Here is a 16,841-nt window from a genome sequence, read left to right as displayed (position 1 = left end):
GCCGCGGAATCGCGCGGCCGAGCGCCCGCCACTGCGGATTCCTGCGGCGTGCCGCAGTGCCCGCCCACGCGAGGTCGGGCCGCCCACCCTAGTGAAATGCGGTGCCGGTCAGCCACGGATTACCCATAGTCGCAGGTGGTGGTGGTCGGGTGTGGCGCGAGAGCGCGTGGTCCGGCAAAGCGACCACCTCCAGTGGAAGGTGCATGGCCACCGCTACCTAGCCACGTCGGGGCTTCGGCGTCAACCGCTGGCCAAGGTGCAACTCGATCAGGCGGTCAGATCTAGGGTGAACGCTCGAGTTCGGCCCATGCTCTAGGCAACGACCGCGCGACGGTGAATTTGTCGCCTGATCGGACGTACTTATCAAGAATCTTTCGGACCGTAATCGAGCGGGACGGCTGTCGCGCCGGATGACCTACTCCGCGGTCGCGAAACAGCACCGGAATCTCGGACTTCCGTGACGCGGCGTGATTCATCCCACCGGGGCGGTGCTGGCGCGCACGCGCAGGGTCGTGGGCAGGGTGCGAGTGGCCGGGCCCGCCCCGCCCAGGCACTCCAGCAGCAGGTCCACCGCGGCCCGCCCGCCCGCATGGGCAGGGCCACCGTGGTCAGCGGGGGCGCGCACATCGCGGCGTAGAGGATGTCGTCGAAGCCGAGCACGCTGACCCGCTCCGGCACGGCCACCCCCAGCTCGGCGAACCGCGCGAGCACCCCCAGCGCCATCAGGTCGTTGAAGGCGATGACCGCGGTCGCCCCCGTGGCCAGCGCCAGGTCGGCCGCGCCCGCGCCGCCCGCGAAGTTCGGGTCGAACGGGCCCAGCTGGTGCACCGCCACGCCGTGCTCCTCCGCCGCCGGGAGCAGGCCGCGCAGGCGGCGGTGGTTGGACCAGGCGCCCGCCGGTCCGGAGAGGTAGGCGCACTCGCGGTGGCCCAGCGCGGCCAGGTGCGCCACCGCGTCCGCCATGCCCGCCGAGCTGTCCATCAGCACCGAGGGCACGCCGGGCAGGACGCGGTTGATCAGCACCGTGGGGCGCACCGAGGCCAGCTGGGCCAGGTGGTCGTCCGCGGCGAACGGCGCGCACAGGATCAGCCCGTCCACCTGGCCCGCCATGCCCCGCACCAGGACCTCCTCGGTGGCCGGGTCCTCGCCGCTGTCGCTGAAGAACACCGAGCAGCCCACCTCGCGCGCCCGCGCCTGCACACCGCTGAGCACGCCGGGGTAGAACGGGTTCTGCAGGTCCGGCACGACGATGCCGAGATTGCCTGTGCGACCCGTGATCAGGCTGCGGGCGGCGCGGTTGGGCTGGTAGCCCAGCTCGTCGGCGACGTCGAGCACCCGCTGCCTGGTGGTCTCGCGGACCAGGGCGGGGGCGCTCAGCGCGCGCGACACGGTGGACACCGACACCCGAGCCTCGCGGGCGACGTCCCGGATGGTGACCGGCATGGCTGAGAGGATGCGAGGGGGCGCGCGGGCCCGTCAAGATCCGCGCGCGGCGGTGATCGCGTCCTCCAGCACGGCCAGGCCCTCGGCCAGCAGGACGTCCGGGATCACCAGGGGCGGCAGCAGGCGGACCACGTTGCCGTACGTGCCGCAGGTCAGCACGACCACCCCGGCGGCGTGGCAGGCCGCGGCCACCCGCCCGGCCACTTCGGGAGTCCGATCGGCGAACTCCACGGCCAGCATCGCCCCCCGACCGCGGACCTCGGCGACCAGCGGCGAGTCCAGCGCGCGCAGCCGGGGCAGCGCGGTCGCCCCGATCCGCCGGGCGGCGGCGCCCAGGTCCAGCTCGCGCATGGTGTCGATGGCGCCCAGCGCGGCGGCGCAGGCGATCGGGTTGCCGCCGTAGGTGCCGCCGAGGCCGCCCGCGTGCACCGCGTCCATCACCTCGGCCCGGCCGGTGACCGCGGCCAGCGGCAGGCCGCCCGCGATGCCCTTGGCGGTGGTCACCAGGTCGGGCACCACGCCCTCGTGGTCGCAGGCGAACCAGGCGCCGGTGCGGCAGAAGCCGGTCTGGATCTCGTCGGCCACCAGCAGCACGCCCCGTTCCCGGCACCACCGGGCCAGCGCGGGCAGGAACCCCGGCGCGGGCACGACGAACCCGCCCTCGCCCTGGATCGGCTCGATCAGCACGCACGCCAGGTCCTCGACCCGCTCGATGGCGGCGATGGCCCGCCGGGCGGCCTGCTCGCCGGTCAGGCCGTCGTGCAGCGGGTAGGAGCCGGGCACCCGGTGCACCTCGGGGGCGAAGGGGCCGAAGCCGTGCTTGTAGGGCACCTCCTTGGCGGTCAGCGCCATGGTCAGGTTGGTGCGGCCGTGGTAGGCGTGGTCGAACACCACCACCGCGGCGCGCCCGGTGGCCCGTCGGGCGATCTTGACCGCGTTCTCCACCGCCTCCGCGCCGGAGTTGAGCAGCACCGAGCGCTTCTCGTGGTCGCCGGGGGTCAGCTCGCCCAGCCGCTCGCACACCTCCAGGTAGCCCTCGTAGGGCGTGACCATGAAGCAGGTGTGGCTGAAGCGGTCGACCTGCTCGCGCACCGCCCGCGCCACCCGAGGCGCCGGGTTGCCCACACTGGTCACCGCGATGCCCGAGGCGAGGTCGATCAGCCGGTTGCCGTCCACGTCGACCAGCAGGCCGTCCTCGGCGCGCTCGACGAACACCGGCAACGCCGAGCCGACCCCCGAGGCCACCGCGCTCCCCCGGCGCGCGGTCAGCTCGCGGGAGCGGGGACCGGGGATCTCGGTGCGCAACCGGGTCATGCCCCCAGCATCCGCTCGCGGACCTGGCCGCGCACAGGACCGGCGTGCCCCTCGATCGCGGGGATTCGGCGATCATGGGGTTTGCGGCCCGTCCGGCACGGGTACGAAAGCCCGAATGGCGAGTCGGCGGCGCGGGAGGCCAGCGGCATGTGGGACGGCGAGCTGACCGGTCAGGTGGTGGGTGGGCGGTACGCGCTGGGCGAGCTCTACGGCTCCGGCGGCATGGCCGACGTGTACCGGGCGCGGGACACCCGGTTGGACCGCCCCGTCGCGGTCAAGGTCTTCCAGGGCGTGGCCACCTCCGGCGAGGAGGTGCGGCTGGACCGCGAGGCGCGGGTGCTGGCCGCGCTGCGCTGCCCCGGCCTGGTCGCCGTCTACGACAGCGGCGTGTTCCGCGGCCACCCCTACTTCGTGATGCAGGCCGTCGAGGGCGGCACGCTGCGCGCGCGGATGCACGAGGCGCTGTCCCCGGAGTCGGTGGCCAACCTCGGCGTCCAGATCGCCAGGGTCCTGGCCCACGTGCACGAGCGGGGCGTGGTGCACCGCGACGTCAAGCCCTCCAACGTGCTGCTCGACGTCGACGAGCGACGCGCCTACCTGACCGACTTCGGCCTGGCGCTGCAGCCGCAGCTGACCAGGGTGACGCGGTCGGGGATGATGGTCGGCACCGCGGGCTACCTCGCGCCGGAGCAGGTGCGCGGCGCCGAGGTCACCCCGGCCGTCGACGTCTACGCGCTGGGTCTGATGCTGCTGGAGTGCCTGACCGGGCGGCCCGAGTACCCCGGCGGCGACACCGAGGCCGCGCTGGCCCGGCTGCACCGCCCGCCGCGCATCCCGGCGGGGCTGCCGGAGCCGTGGGGCGAGGCGCTGGCCGCGATGACGGACTCCGACCCGGCCCGGCGGCCCACCGCGGCCGAGTGCGCCGAGCTGCTGCGCTCGGCGCAGCTGGCCAGCGGGCAGGCCCCGCCGCTGGACGAGGTGCTCACCGCCGAGGTGGAGCCTGCCGCCGCGAACGAGGCCCCGCCGTCCCGCCGCCCGGTGGGCGCGCTGGTGGCGGGCGCGCTGGCCGCGGTGGCGGTCACCTCGGCGGTCGTGCTCAACCTGGACGGCCCGCCGCCCGCCCAGCAGCGCTCCGAGGGCACCGCGACCACGAGCGAGCAGCCTGCCGCGCGAACCACCGCGCCCCCGCCGCAACCCGCTCCCTCGACGGTGACCGTGGTCCAGCAGATCCCCGTCCCCACCCAGCCCCAACCGCGACCGAATCCCGACCCCCAACCGGACCAGCAGGTTGACCACGAGCCGGAACAGCAGGTCCGCGAACGCCTGGAAGCCGCCAAGTCCGAGGGCAAGTCGAAGGCCACCCCACCCGGCAAGGCCAGGAAGGAATCCGACGGCGACCGCTGACTCCGCCACACCCGCCCTGGCGCAGCCGGGTCAGTTCAACGCGGGCAGCAGCTCGCCCTTGGCGAAGTCCAGGAACTCCCGCTGGTGCTCGCCGCCGATCTGGATCAGCGCCAGGTCGGTGAAGCCCGCGTCGCGGAACTGCCCGACCGCCTCGACGATCGGCCCGACCTCCGGGCCGCACGGGATGCTCTCGGCCACGTCCTCCGGCCGCACGAACTGGGTGGCGCCCGCGAACCCGGCCGGACCGGGCAGCTCGGAGTTGACCTTCCAGCCGCCGCCGAACCAGCGGAACTGCTCGTGCGCCCGCGCCACCGCGGCGTCCCGGTCGCGGTCCCAGCAGATCGGCAGCTGGCCCACCTTGCGGGCCCCGGTCCCGTCGCCCTGGAACACGTCCCACTCCCGGCACAGCTCGGCGTCCGGCTCGGTGGTGATCATCACGTCGGCGAGCGGGGCGAACTGGCGCACCGACTGGCCGCCGGAGACCGCGACCCCGATCGGCACGCGCTGCTCGGGCAGGTCCCACAGCTTGGCCGAGTCCACCCGGAAGTGCTCGCCCGAGTAGTTGACGTAGCCGCCGTCGAACAGCAGGGAGATGATCTCGACCGCCTCGCGCAGCATCTCGTGGCGCACGTTCACCGGCGGCCAACCGCCCCCGACCACGTGCTCGTTGAGGTTCTCACCCGCGCCCAGCCCCAGGGTGAACCGGCCCTGCGACAGCAGCTGCACGGTCGCCGCCTTCTGGGCGACCACCGCCGGGTGGTAGCGCACGGTCGGGCAGGTCACGTAGGTCATCAGCTCGACCCGCTCGGTGACCTGGCTGACCGCGCCCAGCACGCTCCACGCGTACGGGGCGTGCCCCTGCTCCTCCAACCACGGGAAGTAGTGGTCGCTGATCACCTCGAAGTCGAACCCGGCCTGCTCGGCGAGCCCGGCATGCTCCACCAGCGCCCGCGGCCCGGCCTGCTCGGTCATGAGCGTGTACCCGATGCGCATGGCAGTACCTCCTGTGTTGGATTGACCTGGCTCCGGCGCGGTGGTCGGTTGGGAGGATGTCCTCGGCCGGTCGAGCGGGCGGGTGACCGGTGACCGGGGCATGGGGTGGAGGCGTCCGGACCTCTAGACGTCGGCGAAGGGGAGGTCGGTCAGGTCGGCGCGCAGGGCGTCGAGTTCCTGGTAGACGGCGGTCGCGCCGCGCTCCAGCAGTTCGGCCTCGGCGAACCCGCCGGTGAGCAGGCCCACCACCGGCAGCATCGCCTTGCGGGCGGCGTCGCAGTCCCACACCGAGTCGCCGATGACGACCGCGCGCCCCGCGTCCACCTTGCGCAGCGCGACCTCGATCAAGTCGGGGGCGGGCTTGCTCTCGGCGACCTCGTCGGAGGAGGTGGCGGCGAAGTCGCGGGCGTCGAGCAGGTCCAGGTAGTGGTCGACGTGGTGCTTCTTGCCGGAGCTGGCCAGCACCACGGCCAGGTCCTGCTCGGCGGCGGCGGCGAGCAGCCGGTGCGCGCCCTCCAGCGGCTGGACCTCGGCCAGCATCGGCTCGAACTCCTCTTCCCACGCCGCGCGCAGGTCGTCGCCGCGCTCGTCCTCCACCCGCTGCCCGGCGACGGCGGCGACCAGCTTGTCGCCACCCATGCCGATGGCGCGGTGCAACTTCCAGGTGGGCACGGTCAGGCCGTGGCGGCGGAACGCGCGGAACCAGGCGACGGCGTGGTGGTAGTTGGTGTCCACCAGCGTGCCGTCCACGTCGAGGACGAGCGTGTTGGTCATACCGCTCGGGTTAGCCCGAGCGGCGCAGGACCAAACCGGTTCAGATCTCCGCCAGGAAGCCCTCCACCAGCGCCACCCACTCGCGGGGCGCTTCCAGGGCGGGGGCGTGCCCGGTGGCCAGCTCGGCCCAGCGGGCGCCGGGGATCGCGTCGGCCAGCGCGCGGGTGCGGGCCGGGGTGATGAGCCGGTCGTGCTTGGTGCCGATGACCAGGGTCGGCACCGCGACGCGCGGGGCGTCGTCGGTGAGGTCGACCCGCCGCACGAGGTCGACCTGCGGCTCGGAGCCCTCGGGCACGGTGGCCGCGATCAGCTCCTCCAACCCGGCCAGCTGCACGGGGTCCATGCCGCGCTGGAACGGCTCGCCCAGCGCGGTCGACACCAGGAACCTGGCCAGCTCGGCGCGGTCGCCGCGCAGCAGCCGCTGCCAGCGGGCCAGCCGCGCGTCGGTCTCCGCGTCCACCTTGTCCAACCCGGCGGTGAGCACCAGCGCGCGGACGCGGTCGGGGTGGCGGACCGCCGCGCGCACGGCCACCGCGCAGCCCAGGGAGAAGCCCAGCACCGCGAACTCCTCGGCCGGGCCCGCGGCGGCCACCAGCCGGTCGGCCAGGTCGTCCAGCTCCAGCCTGCCCGCGACCTCCGGGCCGGGGTGGTCCACGCCGATGACCTGGCGGCCGCGCGACAGCGCCGGGACGGTCGAGCCGAAGTTGGCGCGAACCGTGCCGCCCGCGCCGGGCACTAGGAGTAGTGGAGGAGTCACTCGATCGATTTTGCCGGACGCTGCGGCGTGAATCAGTCGACGTGGTTCCGATCACATCGCGGGTTCGGCCTCGGTCGCGGTCGGCGGGGCGACCGGGCGGCGCAGGCACACGCGCGTCGCCGGGTCCAGCCCGCGCGCGGCCTCGGCGGCCACCACCGCGCGCAGGCCCGGTGTCGGCTCGGTGATCTCCTCGAAGCCCAGCCGCCGGTAGTAGGGGGCGTTCCACGGCACGTCGCGGAACGTCGTCAGGGTCACCGCGGTCAGGCCCTCGTCCGCCGCCCACCGCCGCACCCGGTCCAGCAGCGCCGCCCCGATCCGCTTGCGCGCGTGATCGGGGTGCACGCTGATCTGCTCGACGTGGGCGTTGCCGTCGACCACCTCGACGGCGACCCAGGCGACCGGGTGCGGGTCGAGGGCCACCCACACCCGCGAGCGCTCCAGCACCGCCAGGGGCATCGGCTCGTCGTCGGCGATCCAGGGCATCCCGATCTCGCGGAACGCCTCGCCCGAGGCGACCTCGATCGGCGGCAGCAGGGGCAGGTCGGCGGCGACGGCCTCGCGGATCTCCACGCGCTGATGATCAGCCGTCGGTGAAGGCGCGCTCAACCTCTTTCCCCAGCGCCTCCAGCAGCCGGGCGGCCAGCTCGCCGTCGGGGCGGTCCAGCTCCAGCTCGGCCACGCTGCCCGCCGCCCCCGCCAGCTCCACCCGCAGCCGCGCGCCGCAGCCGTCCTCGGCCAGCGGCTGGAACACCAGCAGCAGCCGGTCGAAGTCGGCGGCCAGCCGGTACTGCCTCGGCTTGTCGTGGCAGCTCAGGATCAGCACGTCGCCGTTGCGGCCGAGCACGCCCAGTGGTTCGGGCAGCCACGAGGCCAGCCGCTCGGGCTCGGCGGCGGTGGCGAAGACCAGGTCGGGCAGCGCGGCGATGTCACGGCGGGCCCGCGCCGGCGTCACCGCGCCGCCCCCGCCGAGCGGCGCGGCGACCCCTGGCCTGCCGGGGCGGGCACCGCCCGGCCGGACACCGCGGCGGCCGCGTCGGGGTAGCGGGGGAACAGCCGGTCCAGGTCGGTGCGCTCGAACACCCGGCGCACGTGCGGCGGCACGGCCGCCAGCCGCAGCCAGCCGCCCTCCCGCTGCGCCCGCGCCCGCGTGCGCACCAGCGCGCTCATCGCCTGCGCGCCGCAGAAGGCCACCCCGGACATGTCCAGCACGATCCGGTTGCGGCCCTCGGTGATGAGCCGGTCGAGCTTGTCCAGCACCTTGCGCGCTCCCGTGAGGTCGATCTCCCCGGTCACCCCCACCACCGCGCACCCCGTGCGGTGGGTCACGACCGACAACGCCAGCATCAACGCTTCCTCTCACGCCACCCAGCAGATCTCGTCATCGCTGCCCGGCGCCTCGTCCTGCAGGCTCAGCAGCAGCCCCTCCCTGGTGGACCAGGGGCAGATGTCCACCACGTCGTGGCCGGTCACCGCCATCAGCGCCTCGGCGACCACCGCGCCCGCCGCCGACTGGGCCGCCCGGTGCGGCGAGATGCCGGGCAGCCGGGCCCGCTTGCGCGCGGGCATCGCGGCCAGCCGGGGCGCCCACCGGCGCAGGTCGGCCAGCCGCAGCACGCGCGGCACGTGCGGGCCGTCCCGCTGGGGTCGGGCACCTGTCAACCTGGCCAACTGCTGGAACACCTTCGAGCAGGCCACCCCGCGGTGGCCGCGCACGTCCACGTCCGCCAGTCCCGCGCGCACCCGGTCGCGCACCAGGGCGGGGTCAGCGCTGGAGCGGGCCAGGGTGCGCGCGCCCAGCGGCAGCGACCGCACCACGCGCGGCTGGCCCGCCTCGCCCGCGGCGAACTCCACCGTGCCGCCGCCCACGTCCAGCACCGCCAGCGGGCCCGCCGACCAGCCGTACCAGTGGCGGGCCGCCACGTAGGCCAGCCGCGCCTCCTCCTCGCCGCTGAACACCCGCAGCGCGATGCCGGTGCCGCGGTGGATCTCGGCGAGCACCTCGGCGCGGTTGGGGGCGTCGCGGATGACGGAGGTCGCGAACGGGACCAGCAGCGGCACGCGCTCGCGCCGGGCCGTGCGCCCGGCCTCCCGCACGGCGAGCACGAGCTGGTCCAGCCCCGCGCGGGTGATGCGGTTGTGTTCGTCCAGCGCCAGGTCCAGGCGCAGCCTGGTCTTGTGCGACAGCACGGGGTGCAGCGGCGACCCGTCGACCACCAGCAGGTGGGCGCTGAAGCAGCCGACGTCGAGGACACCCACCCGACCTGGTCTTCCGGACATGCCACCGCCCCTGCTCGACCGCCACCGACTTGAGAGCTGAAGCGGAATTCCCACTCGTCGGTGAGGTCAAACCACTGGAAGACGGGAAATTTCCGAAACGCACGGCGATCCGGACCCCAGGAGGAGTGCCCGTGATCGCGAACCCGGTGTCACCCTACCGGTGGGGCCGAGGCGGTGCGTGACACGACCGCGCGGGTGCGGGCCGAGCACCGGCGTCAGCCCAGCTCCACCCAGACCACCTTGCCGCTCGGCGTCGGCTCCGCCCCCCACGAACTGCCCAGCGCCGCGACGATGAGCAGGCCGCGCCCGCGCGCCGAGTCCACCTGCACCGGGCGCGGCTGCGGCATCGCCGACGAGGTGTCGGACACCTCGATGCGCATCCCCGCCGCCGTGCGCGACACGGTCAACCCCAGTGGCCCCGAGGCGTGGTCCACGCCGTTGGACACCAGTTCGGTCACCACCAGCGCCGCGTCGTCGGCCAGGTCGTCGGACAGGCCCCAGGCGCCCGCCGCCTCCGCCACCACCCGACGCGCCCGCGCCGACGAACCGCCCTCGGCGGGCAACGTCACCGCGATCGCAGCCGCTGGCTCGTTCCGCACATCCGCTCCCGTTGATCGGCTGTCACCGCATGGTCGCACATCGGTCTCTTCCACCACCCAGTGGTCGCGCCCTGGGTCGTCGTGTTGCACGATCTGTGGCGGCACGGCACCCCGTCGTGCGGAGAGGCTCGGTGTGATGGACTTGCAGGTGCGCAGTGAGGTCCGGGGGAGCTGGACCGTCGTCGCGGTGGAGGGCGAGCTGGACGCCGACACCGTGCCGGTGCTGTCCGATCACCTGGAAGGGACAACCGGCGGCCAGGTGGTCGTGGACCTCAGCGGGGTGCCGTTCATGGACACCACCGGCCTGTCCCTGATGCTGGACTGGCACCGCCGCCTCGACGCCGCGGGCGGCCAGTTCCGGATGGCCTGCCTGCAGCCCTCGGTGCACAAGCTGTTCCGCCTCACCGAGCTGACCGAGGTCATGCGCATCCACGACACGATCGCCTCCGCGACCGCGCAGTGACCGCCGCACCCACCTGCTAGTCCTGGTCGACGCCCAGGTAGAAGGCGATCAGGCGGAGCAGGTGGTCGGTGTCCACGGGCTTGGTGACGTAGTCGGTGGCGCCCGAGGCGAGGCTCTTCTCGCGGTCCCCCTTCATCGCCTTGGCCGTCACCGCGATCACCGGCAGGTCGGCGTAGCCGTCCATGGCGCGGATCGCCGACATCGTGGCGTTGCCGTCCAGCTCCGGCATCATGATGTCCATCAGGACCAGCGTGATGTCGTCGTACTGCTCCAGCGCCCGCACCCCGGTGATCCCGTTGTCGGCGTAGATGACCTGCAACCCGTGCAGCTCCAGCACGCTGGTCAGCGCGAACACGTTGCGCAGGTCGTCGTCGACGATGAGCACCTTCTCGCCGTGGAACCGCAGCGGCGCGGGCGGCAGCTCGGCGGGCGCGACCAGCGCCTCGGCCACCGGCTCGTCGACCGGGGTGATCAGCTCGGGCAGCGCGTCGGGCTCCGGCGCGGGCACCGCCGCCTGGCCCTGCGCGACCAGCGGCAGGTACAGCGTGAAGGTGCTGCCGTAGCCCGGTTCGCTGCGCACGTCCAGCCTGCCGTCGAGCAGGGCGGCCAGCTCCCGGCTGATCGACAGGCCCAGCCCGGTGCCGCCGTACTTGCGGCTGGTGGTGCCGTCGGCCTGCTGGAACGCCTCGAAGATCACCGACAGCTTCTCGGCCGGGATGCCGATGCCGGTGTCCTGCACGTCGAACGCGACCGCGCCGCCCGACCTGCGGATGCGCAGCCGGATCTCCCCCTCGTGGGTGAACTTCACCGCGTTGGACAGCAGGTTGCGCAGGATCTGCTGCAGCCGGTGCTCGTCGGTGTGCAGGGTGGCGGGCACGTCCGGGTCCACCGTGACGTCGAAGGCCAGCCCCTTCTCCGCGGCCAGCGGCCGGGTCAGCGACTCCACGTAGGCCACCACGTCGGCCACCCGCACCGAGTCGGTCTGCACCTGCATGTGCCCGGCCTCGACCTTGGTCAGGTCCAGGATGTCGTCGATGAGCTGCAGCAGGTCGGTGCCGGAGGAGTGGATGGTCCTGGCGAACTCCACCTGCTTGGGGTTGAGGTTGCCGTCGAGGTTGTCGGCCAGCAGCTTGGCCAGGATCAGCAGGCTGTTCAGCGGCGTGCGCAGCTCGTGCGACATGTTCGCCATGAACTCCGACTTGTACTTCGACGCCGAGGACAGCTGCCGGGCCCTGGCCTCCAGCTCCACCGAGCCCGCCCGCAGCTCCTCGGTCAGCCGCTGCGACTCGGCCAGCAGGCTGTCGGTGCGGGCGTTGGCCAGCATGGTGTTGACGTTGACGCCGATGTTCTCCTTGAGCTGGTCGAGCAGGTCCAGGTGCACGTCGCTGAACTCGCCGAACGAGCCGAGCTCGATCACCCCCAGCGTCTCGCCCTGGAACAGCACCGGCACGATCACCAGGTTCGCGGGCGCCGCCGCGCCGAGCCCGGAGCTCACCTCCACGTACCCCGGCGGCACGTCGGTGACCAGCACCGTCTTCTTCTCCACCGCCACCTGGCCGACCAGCGACTCGCCCGGCGCGTACCGGGTCGGCCGCTCGCCGCGCGGCCGGTAGCCGTAGGACGCGGTCAGCTCCAGCACCTCGGAGTCGTCCGCGACCAGGAAGAACGCGCCGTACTGGGCGGAGACCAGCGGGGTCAGCTCGCTCATCACCAGCGACGCCATCGCGCGCAGGTCGCGGTGGCCCTGCATCTGCCCGGACAGCCGGGCCAGGTTGGTCTTGAGCCAGTCCTGCTCGCGGTTGGCCCTGGTGGACTCCTTGAGGTTGCTGATCATCCGGTTGATGTTGTCCTTGAGCTCGGCCACCTCGCCGGAGGCGTCCACGGTGACCTGCCTGGTCAGGTCGCCCGCGGTCACCGCGGTGGCCACCGCCGCGATGGCGCGCACCTGGCGGGTCAGGTTGCCCGCCAGCTCGTTGACGTTCTCGGTCAGCCGCTTCCAGGTGCCCGACACGCCCTCGACCTCGGCCTGGCCGCCGAGCTTGCCCTCGGTGCCGACCTCGCGGGCGACGCGGGTGACCTCGTCGGCGAAGGACGACAGCTGGTCGACCATCGTGTTGATGGTGGTCTTGAGCTCCAGGATCTCGCCGCGCGCGTCCACGTCGATCTTGCGGGTCAGGTCGCCCTGGGCGACCGCGGTGGTGACCTGGGCGATGTTGCGCACCTGGTTGGTCAGGTTGTTCGCCATCGAGTTGACGTTGTCGGTCAGGTCCTTCCACGTGCCGCCGACACCGGGCACCCGCGCCTGGCCGCCCAGGATGCCCTCGGTGCCGACCTCGCGGGCGACGCGGGTGACCTCGTCGGCGAACGCGAGCAGCGTGTCGACCATCCGGTTGATGGTGTCGGCCAGCGCCGCGACCTCGCCCTTGGCCTCGACGGTGATCTTCTTGGACAGGTCGCCGCCCGCCACCGCGGTCGCCACCGTCGCGATGCTGCGCACCTGGGTGGACAGGTTGTCGGCCATGACGTTGACGTTGTCGGTCAGGTCCTTCCAGGTGCCCGCCACACCGGGCACCCGCGCCTGGCCGCCCAGCCTGCCGTCGGTGCCGACTTCGCGGGCGACGCGGGTGACCTCGTCGGCGAAGGCGGAGAGCTGGTCGACCATCGTGTTGATGGTGCTCTTGAGCTCCAGGATCTCGCCGCGCGCGTCCACGGTGATCTTCTGGGTCAGGTCGCCGCCCGCCACCGCCGTGGTGACCTGCGCGATGGAGCGCACCTGCGCGGTCAGGTTGTTGGCCATGAAGTTGACCGAGTCGGTGAGGTCGCGCCAGGTGCCCGCGACGCCGGGGACCTGGGCTTGGCCGCCGAGTCGTCCTTCGGTGCCGACTTCGCGGGCGACGCGGGTGACTTCGTCGGCGAAGGCGGAGAGCTGGTCGACCATCGTGTTGATGGTCTCCTTCAGCTCCAGGATCTCACCGCGCGCGGCCACCGTGATCTTCTGCGACAGGTCGCCGCGTGCCACCGCCGTGGCGACCTGGGCGATGTTGCGGACCTGGCTGGTGAGGTTGCCCGCCATGAAGTTGACCGAGTCGGTGAGGTCGCGCCAGGTGCCCGCGACGCCGGGGACCTGGGCCTGACCGCCCAGCCTGCCGTCGCTGCCGACCTCGCGGGCCACGCGGGTGACCTCCGCCGCGAACGAGGACAGCTGGTCGACCATCGTGTTGATGGTGGTCTTGAGCTGCAGGATCTCGCCGCGCGCGTCCACGTCGATCTTCTGCGACAGGTCGCCCTGCGCCACCGCGGTGGTGACCTGGGCGATGTTGCGGACCTGGCTGGTGAGGTTGCCCGCCATGAAGTTGACCGAGTCGGTGAGGTCGCGCCAGGTGCCCGCGACGCCGGGGACCTGGGCTTGGCCGCCGAGTCGTCCTTCGGTGCCGACTTCGCGGGCGACGCGGGTGACCTCGTCGGCGAAGGCGGAGAGCTGGTCGACCATCGTGTTGATGGTGTCCTTGAGCTCCAGGATCTCGCCGCGGGCGTCGACGGTGATCTTCTGGGTCAGGTCGCCGCCCGCGACGGCGGTGGCGACCTGGGCGATGTTGCGGACCTGGCTGGTGAGGTTGCCCGCCATGAAGTTGACCGAGTCGGTGAGGTCGCGCCAGGTGCCCGCGACGCCGGGGACCTGGGCCTGGCCGCCGAGTCGTCCTTCGGTGCCGACTTCGCGGGCGACGCGGGTGACCTCGTCGGCGAAGGCGGAGAGCTGGTCGACCATCGTGTTGACGGTGTCCTTGAGCTCCAGCATCTCGCCCGCGACGGTCACGGTGATCTTCTGCGACAGGTCGCCCTGCGCCACCGCCGTGGCCACCTGGGCGATGTCGCGCACCTGCGCGGTGAGGTTGCCGGACATGAAGTTCACCGAGTCGGTGAGGTCCTTCCAGGTGCCGCCGACGCCGGGCACCTCGGCCTGGCCGCCCAGCCTGCCGTCGGTGCCGATCTCGCGGGCCACGCGGGTCACCTCGCCCGCGAACGTGCGCAGCGTCGCGGTCATCGAGTTGAAGCTCTCCACCACCGCGGCCACCTCGCCGCGCGCGGCCACCGTGATCTCCTGGGACAGGTCGCCCTCGGCCACCGCGGCCAGCACCCGGCTCAGCTCGGCGGTCGGCCGGGTCAGGTCGTCGATCAGGCCGTTGACCGAGTCCACGGCCAGCGCCCAGCCCGCCGGGCCCGCGCCGGAGGCCATCCGGTCGCCCAGCCTGCCCTCCTGGCCCACCCCCTGGCGCACCCGCACCAGCTCGCCCACCAGCCACTGGTTGCGCTCGGCGATCTCGTTGAACACCTCGGCCAGCTCGGCCGCCACGCCCCCGCGCGGCACCACCAGGCGGCGGCGGAAGTTGCCGTCGCGCATCTCCCGCATGGCGGTCAGCAACCGGTCGAGGGTCACGTCCGTGTCGTCCTGAGCGGTCGTCACACCAGCCTCCGATGTCGCCTCTGAGGTCCGCCTGAGGTCCGCCTGATGTCCGCGGTCTGCGTCAAGCCTGCCACTGTCCGCACGCCGCCGTGCCGGGGCGGTCCGATAAGTTGGGTCCGACCCGACACACAGGAGCCGCGATGGCCCAGGGGTACCGGAACGGCACCGAGGCGGGCTTCGACCTCGACGGCTGGCGGCTGCTCGTCGACGGCTTCCGCGAAGCCGTCGTGGTGCTCGACCCGGACGGCGTGGCGCGCCTGGCCAACTCCATGGCCGCGGCGCTGTTCCCGGACGTCCGGGTGGGCGAGCGCGCGCCCGAGCCGGGCGGGCGGCGCCAGGACCTCGGCGGCGGCTGGACCGCCTGGTACCGGGACGCCGACGAGCTGCTGGACCGGCTCTCGCGGCGGCTGGTCGAGCTGACCGACCGGGCGGCGGCGGTGCGGGCGGTGGTGGAGGTGGCACCCGCCGATCACCCGGTGGTGGTGGTGCCGGGGGCGCGCGGAAGGCTGGAGTGGTGGCGCCGCACGCCCGCCGGGGACGTGGCGGTCAGCCGCACCACCCGCCAGGTCGCCGACGGCGTGCCGGGCCTGGCCGCCGTGCTCGCGCGCGAAGTCGACCACGCGCGGCTGGACGAGCCGGGCGAAGGGCCGTGGGGCCTGCCGCCGGGCGTCGGGCCGCCCGCGCTGGCCGTGCCGCTGACCGACGGGGCGGCGCTGGTGTGCTTCCGGTGCTCCTGCGACGTGCCGATGCTGCGCCGCTTCGCCGAGCGCGCCGCGGCCGCGCTGGAGGCCGGGACCAGGTTCGGCGAGCAGCAGCGCACCGTCGAGGCGCTGCGCAGCGGCCTGCTGCCCAGTTCGCTGCCCAGCGTCGCGGGCGTGCGGCTGGCCGCCGTGTTCGAACCCGCGCACCGGCGGGCGGCGGTGGGCGGCGACTTCTACGACGTGCACCCGCGCGAGGACGGCAGCGCCGCGTTCGTGCTGGGGGACGTGGCGGGCAACGGCATCGAGGCCGCCGTCCACAGCGGCCGCGTGCGGCAGAGCCTGCACACCCTGCTGCTGGTGGAGCAGCGGCCCGCGCAGCTGCTGCACCTGCTCAACGCGGCGCTGCGGGCGGCGGGCAGCAGGCTGTTCACCACCGCGGTCGTGGGCAACCTGGTGCCGGTGCAGTCCGGTGGGCTGCGGCTGGCGCTGGCCACCGGCGGGCACCCGGTCCCGCTGGTGCTGCGCGCGGACGGGCGGGTGGACGAGGTGCCGGTGCACGGCGGGATCGTGGGCGTGCTGCCGGAGGTGCGGTTCCAGCAGGTCGAGCTGTCGCTGGCGCCGGGGGAGTCGCTGCTGCTCTACAGCGACGGCGTGACCGAGGCCCGCTCGCACCGGGACCGCCGGGAGCTGTTCGGCGACGAGCGGCTGCGCGCCGCGCTGGCCGCGTGCGCGGGCGAACCCGCCGAGGCGATCGCCGAGCACCTGCGGCGGGTGGTGTTCGAGTGGCTGGGCGACACCGAGCACGACGACCTCACCCTGCTGCTCCTCCAAGCCACCCACTGACCGCGTCGGCAAGTACCACCCGAGCCCCGTCCCAGGGCGTTCAACTACTACCCGTGCGCTTCGGGTAGTGGAAAACGGCCACCGCGGACCCGTCGGGTAGTACTTGCAGGCGCTGGAAATCGGGTGAGCTGGGTGTGGAGGGCTGCCAGACTGCCGGGATGACCGCTGACCGGGATGTGGACGCGAACAGGCTGGCCGCGCGCTCGCTGGCCGAGGGGGACCCGACGGGGTGGTTCGAGCGGCTCTACGCCGAGGCCGCGACGGGCTCCGCGATCGTGCCGTGGGAGCGCGACGCCCCCAATCCGCTGCTGGCGGACTGGACCGCGCGGCGAGGCCTCGACGGCACGGGCAAGCGGGCTCTGGTGGTGGGCTGCGGGTACGGCGTGGACGCCGAGCACGTCGCCTCCCTGGGATTCCGCACCACCGCCTTCGACATCTCCGAGACCGCGATCCGCAGCGCGCGTGAGCGCTTCCCCGCCTCCGCGGTGGACTACGTCGTGGCCGACCTGCTGGACCCGCCCGCCGAGTGGGCGGAACAGTTCGACCTCGTGGTGGAGTCGATCACGGTGCAGTCCATGCCGCTGTCCGTGCGCGACCGGGCGATCGCGGGCGTGGCGCGGATGGTCGCACCGGGCGGTGAGCTGCTGGTAATCGCGGGCATCCACGACGGGGGCGAGCACGCGGACAACCCGCCCTGGCCGCTCACCCGCGAGGAGTTGGAGTCGTTCGCCGTGGGCGGGCTGCGGCTGGAGCACGTGGAGCGGGTCGCGGAGGCGCACCGGTGGCGGGCGGTGTTCCGGCGGGGCTGAGG

The 16,841-nt window shown here is 73.4% G+C and carries 15 protein-coding genes; 4 read left to right on the top strand and 11 right to left on the bottom strand.

The genetic code is table 11. The annotated features are described in order from the left end of the window. Nucleotides 1-363: 363 nt before the first annotated feature. A complete protein-coding gene (locus JOF41_RS19230; RefSeq protein WP_244989629.1) occupies nucleotides 364-1,443 on the bottom strand; it encodes a LacI family DNA-binding transcriptional regulator in 1,080 nt (359 codons plus the stop codon). A 33-nt stretch (nucleotides 1,444-1,476) separates the two neighbouring features. After that, nucleotides 1,477-2,757 carry a 4-aminobutyrate--2-oxoglutarate transaminase gene (gabT, locus tag JOF41_RS19225; RefSeq protein ID WP_209620960.1) on the bottom strand — a complete coding sequence of 427 codons (1,281 nt, stop codon included), beginning with the start codon at nucleotides 2,755-2,757 and terminating at the stop codon, nucleotides 1,477-1,479. 147 nt (nucleotides 2,758-2,904) lie between these two features. Here gabT and JOF41_RS19220 point away from each other — a divergent pair, with 147 nt between their 5' ends. Continuing rightward, nucleotides 2,905-4,161 carry a serine/threonine-protein kinase gene (locus tag JOF41_RS19220; protein ID WP_209620957.1) on the top strand — a complete coding sequence of 419 codons (1,257 nt, stop codon included), beginning with the start codon at nucleotides 2,905-2,907 and terminating at the stop codon, nucleotides 4,159-4,161. A 30-nt stretch (nucleotides 4,162-4,191) separates the two neighbouring features. Here the strand turns inward: JOF41_RS19220 and JOF41_RS19215 are convergent, their stop codons facing one another. From JOF41_RS19215 to JOF41_RS19180, 8 genes are all read right to left on the bottom strand, one after another. Beyond that, entirely contained in the window at nucleotides 4,192-5,154 is a 963-nt protein-coding gene (locus tag JOF41_RS19215; protein WP_209620954.1) for an LLM class F420-dependent oxidoreductase, read from the bottom strand. A 123-nt stretch (nucleotides 5,155-5,277) separates the two neighbouring features. Next, complete coding sequence (locus JOF41_RS19210; protein ID WP_189227438.1) at nucleotides 5,278-5,928, bottom strand: HAD family hydrolase; 651 nt, start codon at nucleotides 5,926-5,928, stop codon at nucleotides 5,278-5,280. A 40-nt stretch (nucleotides 5,929-5,968) separates the two neighbouring features. Then, nucleotides 5,969-6,685 (bottom strand): alpha/beta fold hydrolase, encoded by a 717-nt coding sequence (locus JOF41_RS19205; RefSeq protein ID WP_209620952.1) that lies wholly within the window; start codon nucleotides 6,683-6,685, stop codon nucleotides 5,969-5,971. Between the two features lie 51 nt (nucleotides 6,686-6,736). Next, on the bottom strand, nucleotides 6,737-7,255 hold the full coding sequence (locus tag JOF41_RS19200) for a GNAT family N-acetyltransferase (RefSeq protein ID WP_307867464.1): 519 nt from the start codon (nucleotides 7,253-7,255) through the stop codon (nucleotides 6,737-6,739). Between the two features lie 10 nt (nucleotides 7,256-7,265). After that, nucleotides 7,266-7,637 (bottom strand): hypothetical protein, encoded by a 372-nt coding sequence (locus tag JOF41_RS19195; protein WP_209620950.1) that lies wholly within the window; start codon nucleotides 7,635-7,637, stop codon nucleotides 7,266-7,268. Continuing rightward, complete coding sequence (locus tag JOF41_RS19190) at nucleotides 7,634-8,029, bottom strand: STAS domain-containing protein (protein WP_209620949.1); 396 nt, start codon at nucleotides 8,027-8,029, stop codon at nucleotides 7,634-7,636. Before JOF41_RS19190 ends, JOF41_RS19195 begins: the two co-directional genes overlap by 4 nt. Nucleotides 8,030-8,041: 12 nt before the next feature. Continuing rightward, nucleotides 8,042-8,962 (bottom strand): Ppx/GppA family phosphatase, encoded by a 921-nt coding sequence (locus JOF41_RS19185; protein ID WP_189227434.1) that lies wholly within the window; start codon nucleotides 8,960-8,962, stop codon nucleotides 8,042-8,044. Nucleotides 8,963-9,177: 215 nt separating this feature from the next. Continuing rightward, on the bottom strand, nucleotides 9,178-9,561 hold the full coding sequence (locus JOF41_RS19180) for an ATP-binding protein (protein WP_189227433.1): 384 nt from the start codon (nucleotides 9,559-9,561) through the stop codon (nucleotides 9,178-9,180). A gap of 136 nt (nucleotides 9,562-9,697) precedes the next feature. Here JOF41_RS19180 and JOF41_RS19175 point away from each other — a divergent pair, with 136 nt between their 5' ends. Then, complete coding sequence (locus JOF41_RS19175) at nucleotides 9,698-10,024, top strand: STAS domain-containing protein (RefSeq protein ID WP_189227432.1); 327 nt, start codon at nucleotides 9,698-9,700, stop codon at nucleotides 10,022-10,024. Nucleotides 10,025-10,040: 16 nt separating this feature from the next. Here the strand turns inward: JOF41_RS19175 and JOF41_RS19170 are convergent, their stop codons facing one another. After that, the gene (locus tag JOF41_RS19170; protein ID WP_372448489.1) at nucleotides 10,041-14,486 is read right to left on the bottom strand and encodes a hybrid sensor histidine kinase/response regulator; all 4,446 of its coding nucleotides are present in this window, start codon (nucleotides 14,484-14,486) and stop codon (nucleotides 10,041-10,043) included. Nucleotides 14,487-14,626: 140 nt separating this feature from the next. On the opposite strand from JOF41_RS19170, the gene JOF41_RS19165 reads away from it, so the two are divergent. Both JOF41_RS19165 and JOF41_RS19160 read left to right on the top strand, forming a co-directional pair. Next, nucleotides 14,627-16,030 carry a PP2C family protein-serine/threonine phosphatase gene (locus JOF41_RS19165; protein ID WP_189224902.1) on the top strand — a complete coding sequence of 468 codons (1,404 nt, stop codon included), beginning with the start codon at nucleotides 14,627-14,629 and terminating at the stop codon, nucleotides 16,028-16,030. Between the two features lie 158 nt (nucleotides 16,031-16,188). After that, nucleotides 16,189-16,839, top strand: a complete 651-nt coding sequence (locus JOF41_RS19160; protein WP_209620947.1) for a class I SAM-dependent methyltransferase — start codon at nucleotides 16,189-16,191, stop codon at nucleotides 16,837-16,839. Nucleotides 16,840-16,841 lie beyond the last annotated feature (2 nt).

This window comes from Saccharothrix coeruleofusca, from assembly GCF_017876325.1.
Taxonomy (GTDB): domain Bacteria; phylum Actinomycetota; class Actinomycetes; order Mycobacteriales; family Pseudonocardiaceae; genus Actinosynnema; species Actinosynnema coeruleofuscum.
This window is presented reverse-complemented; position numbering and strand designations above follow the sequence as displayed.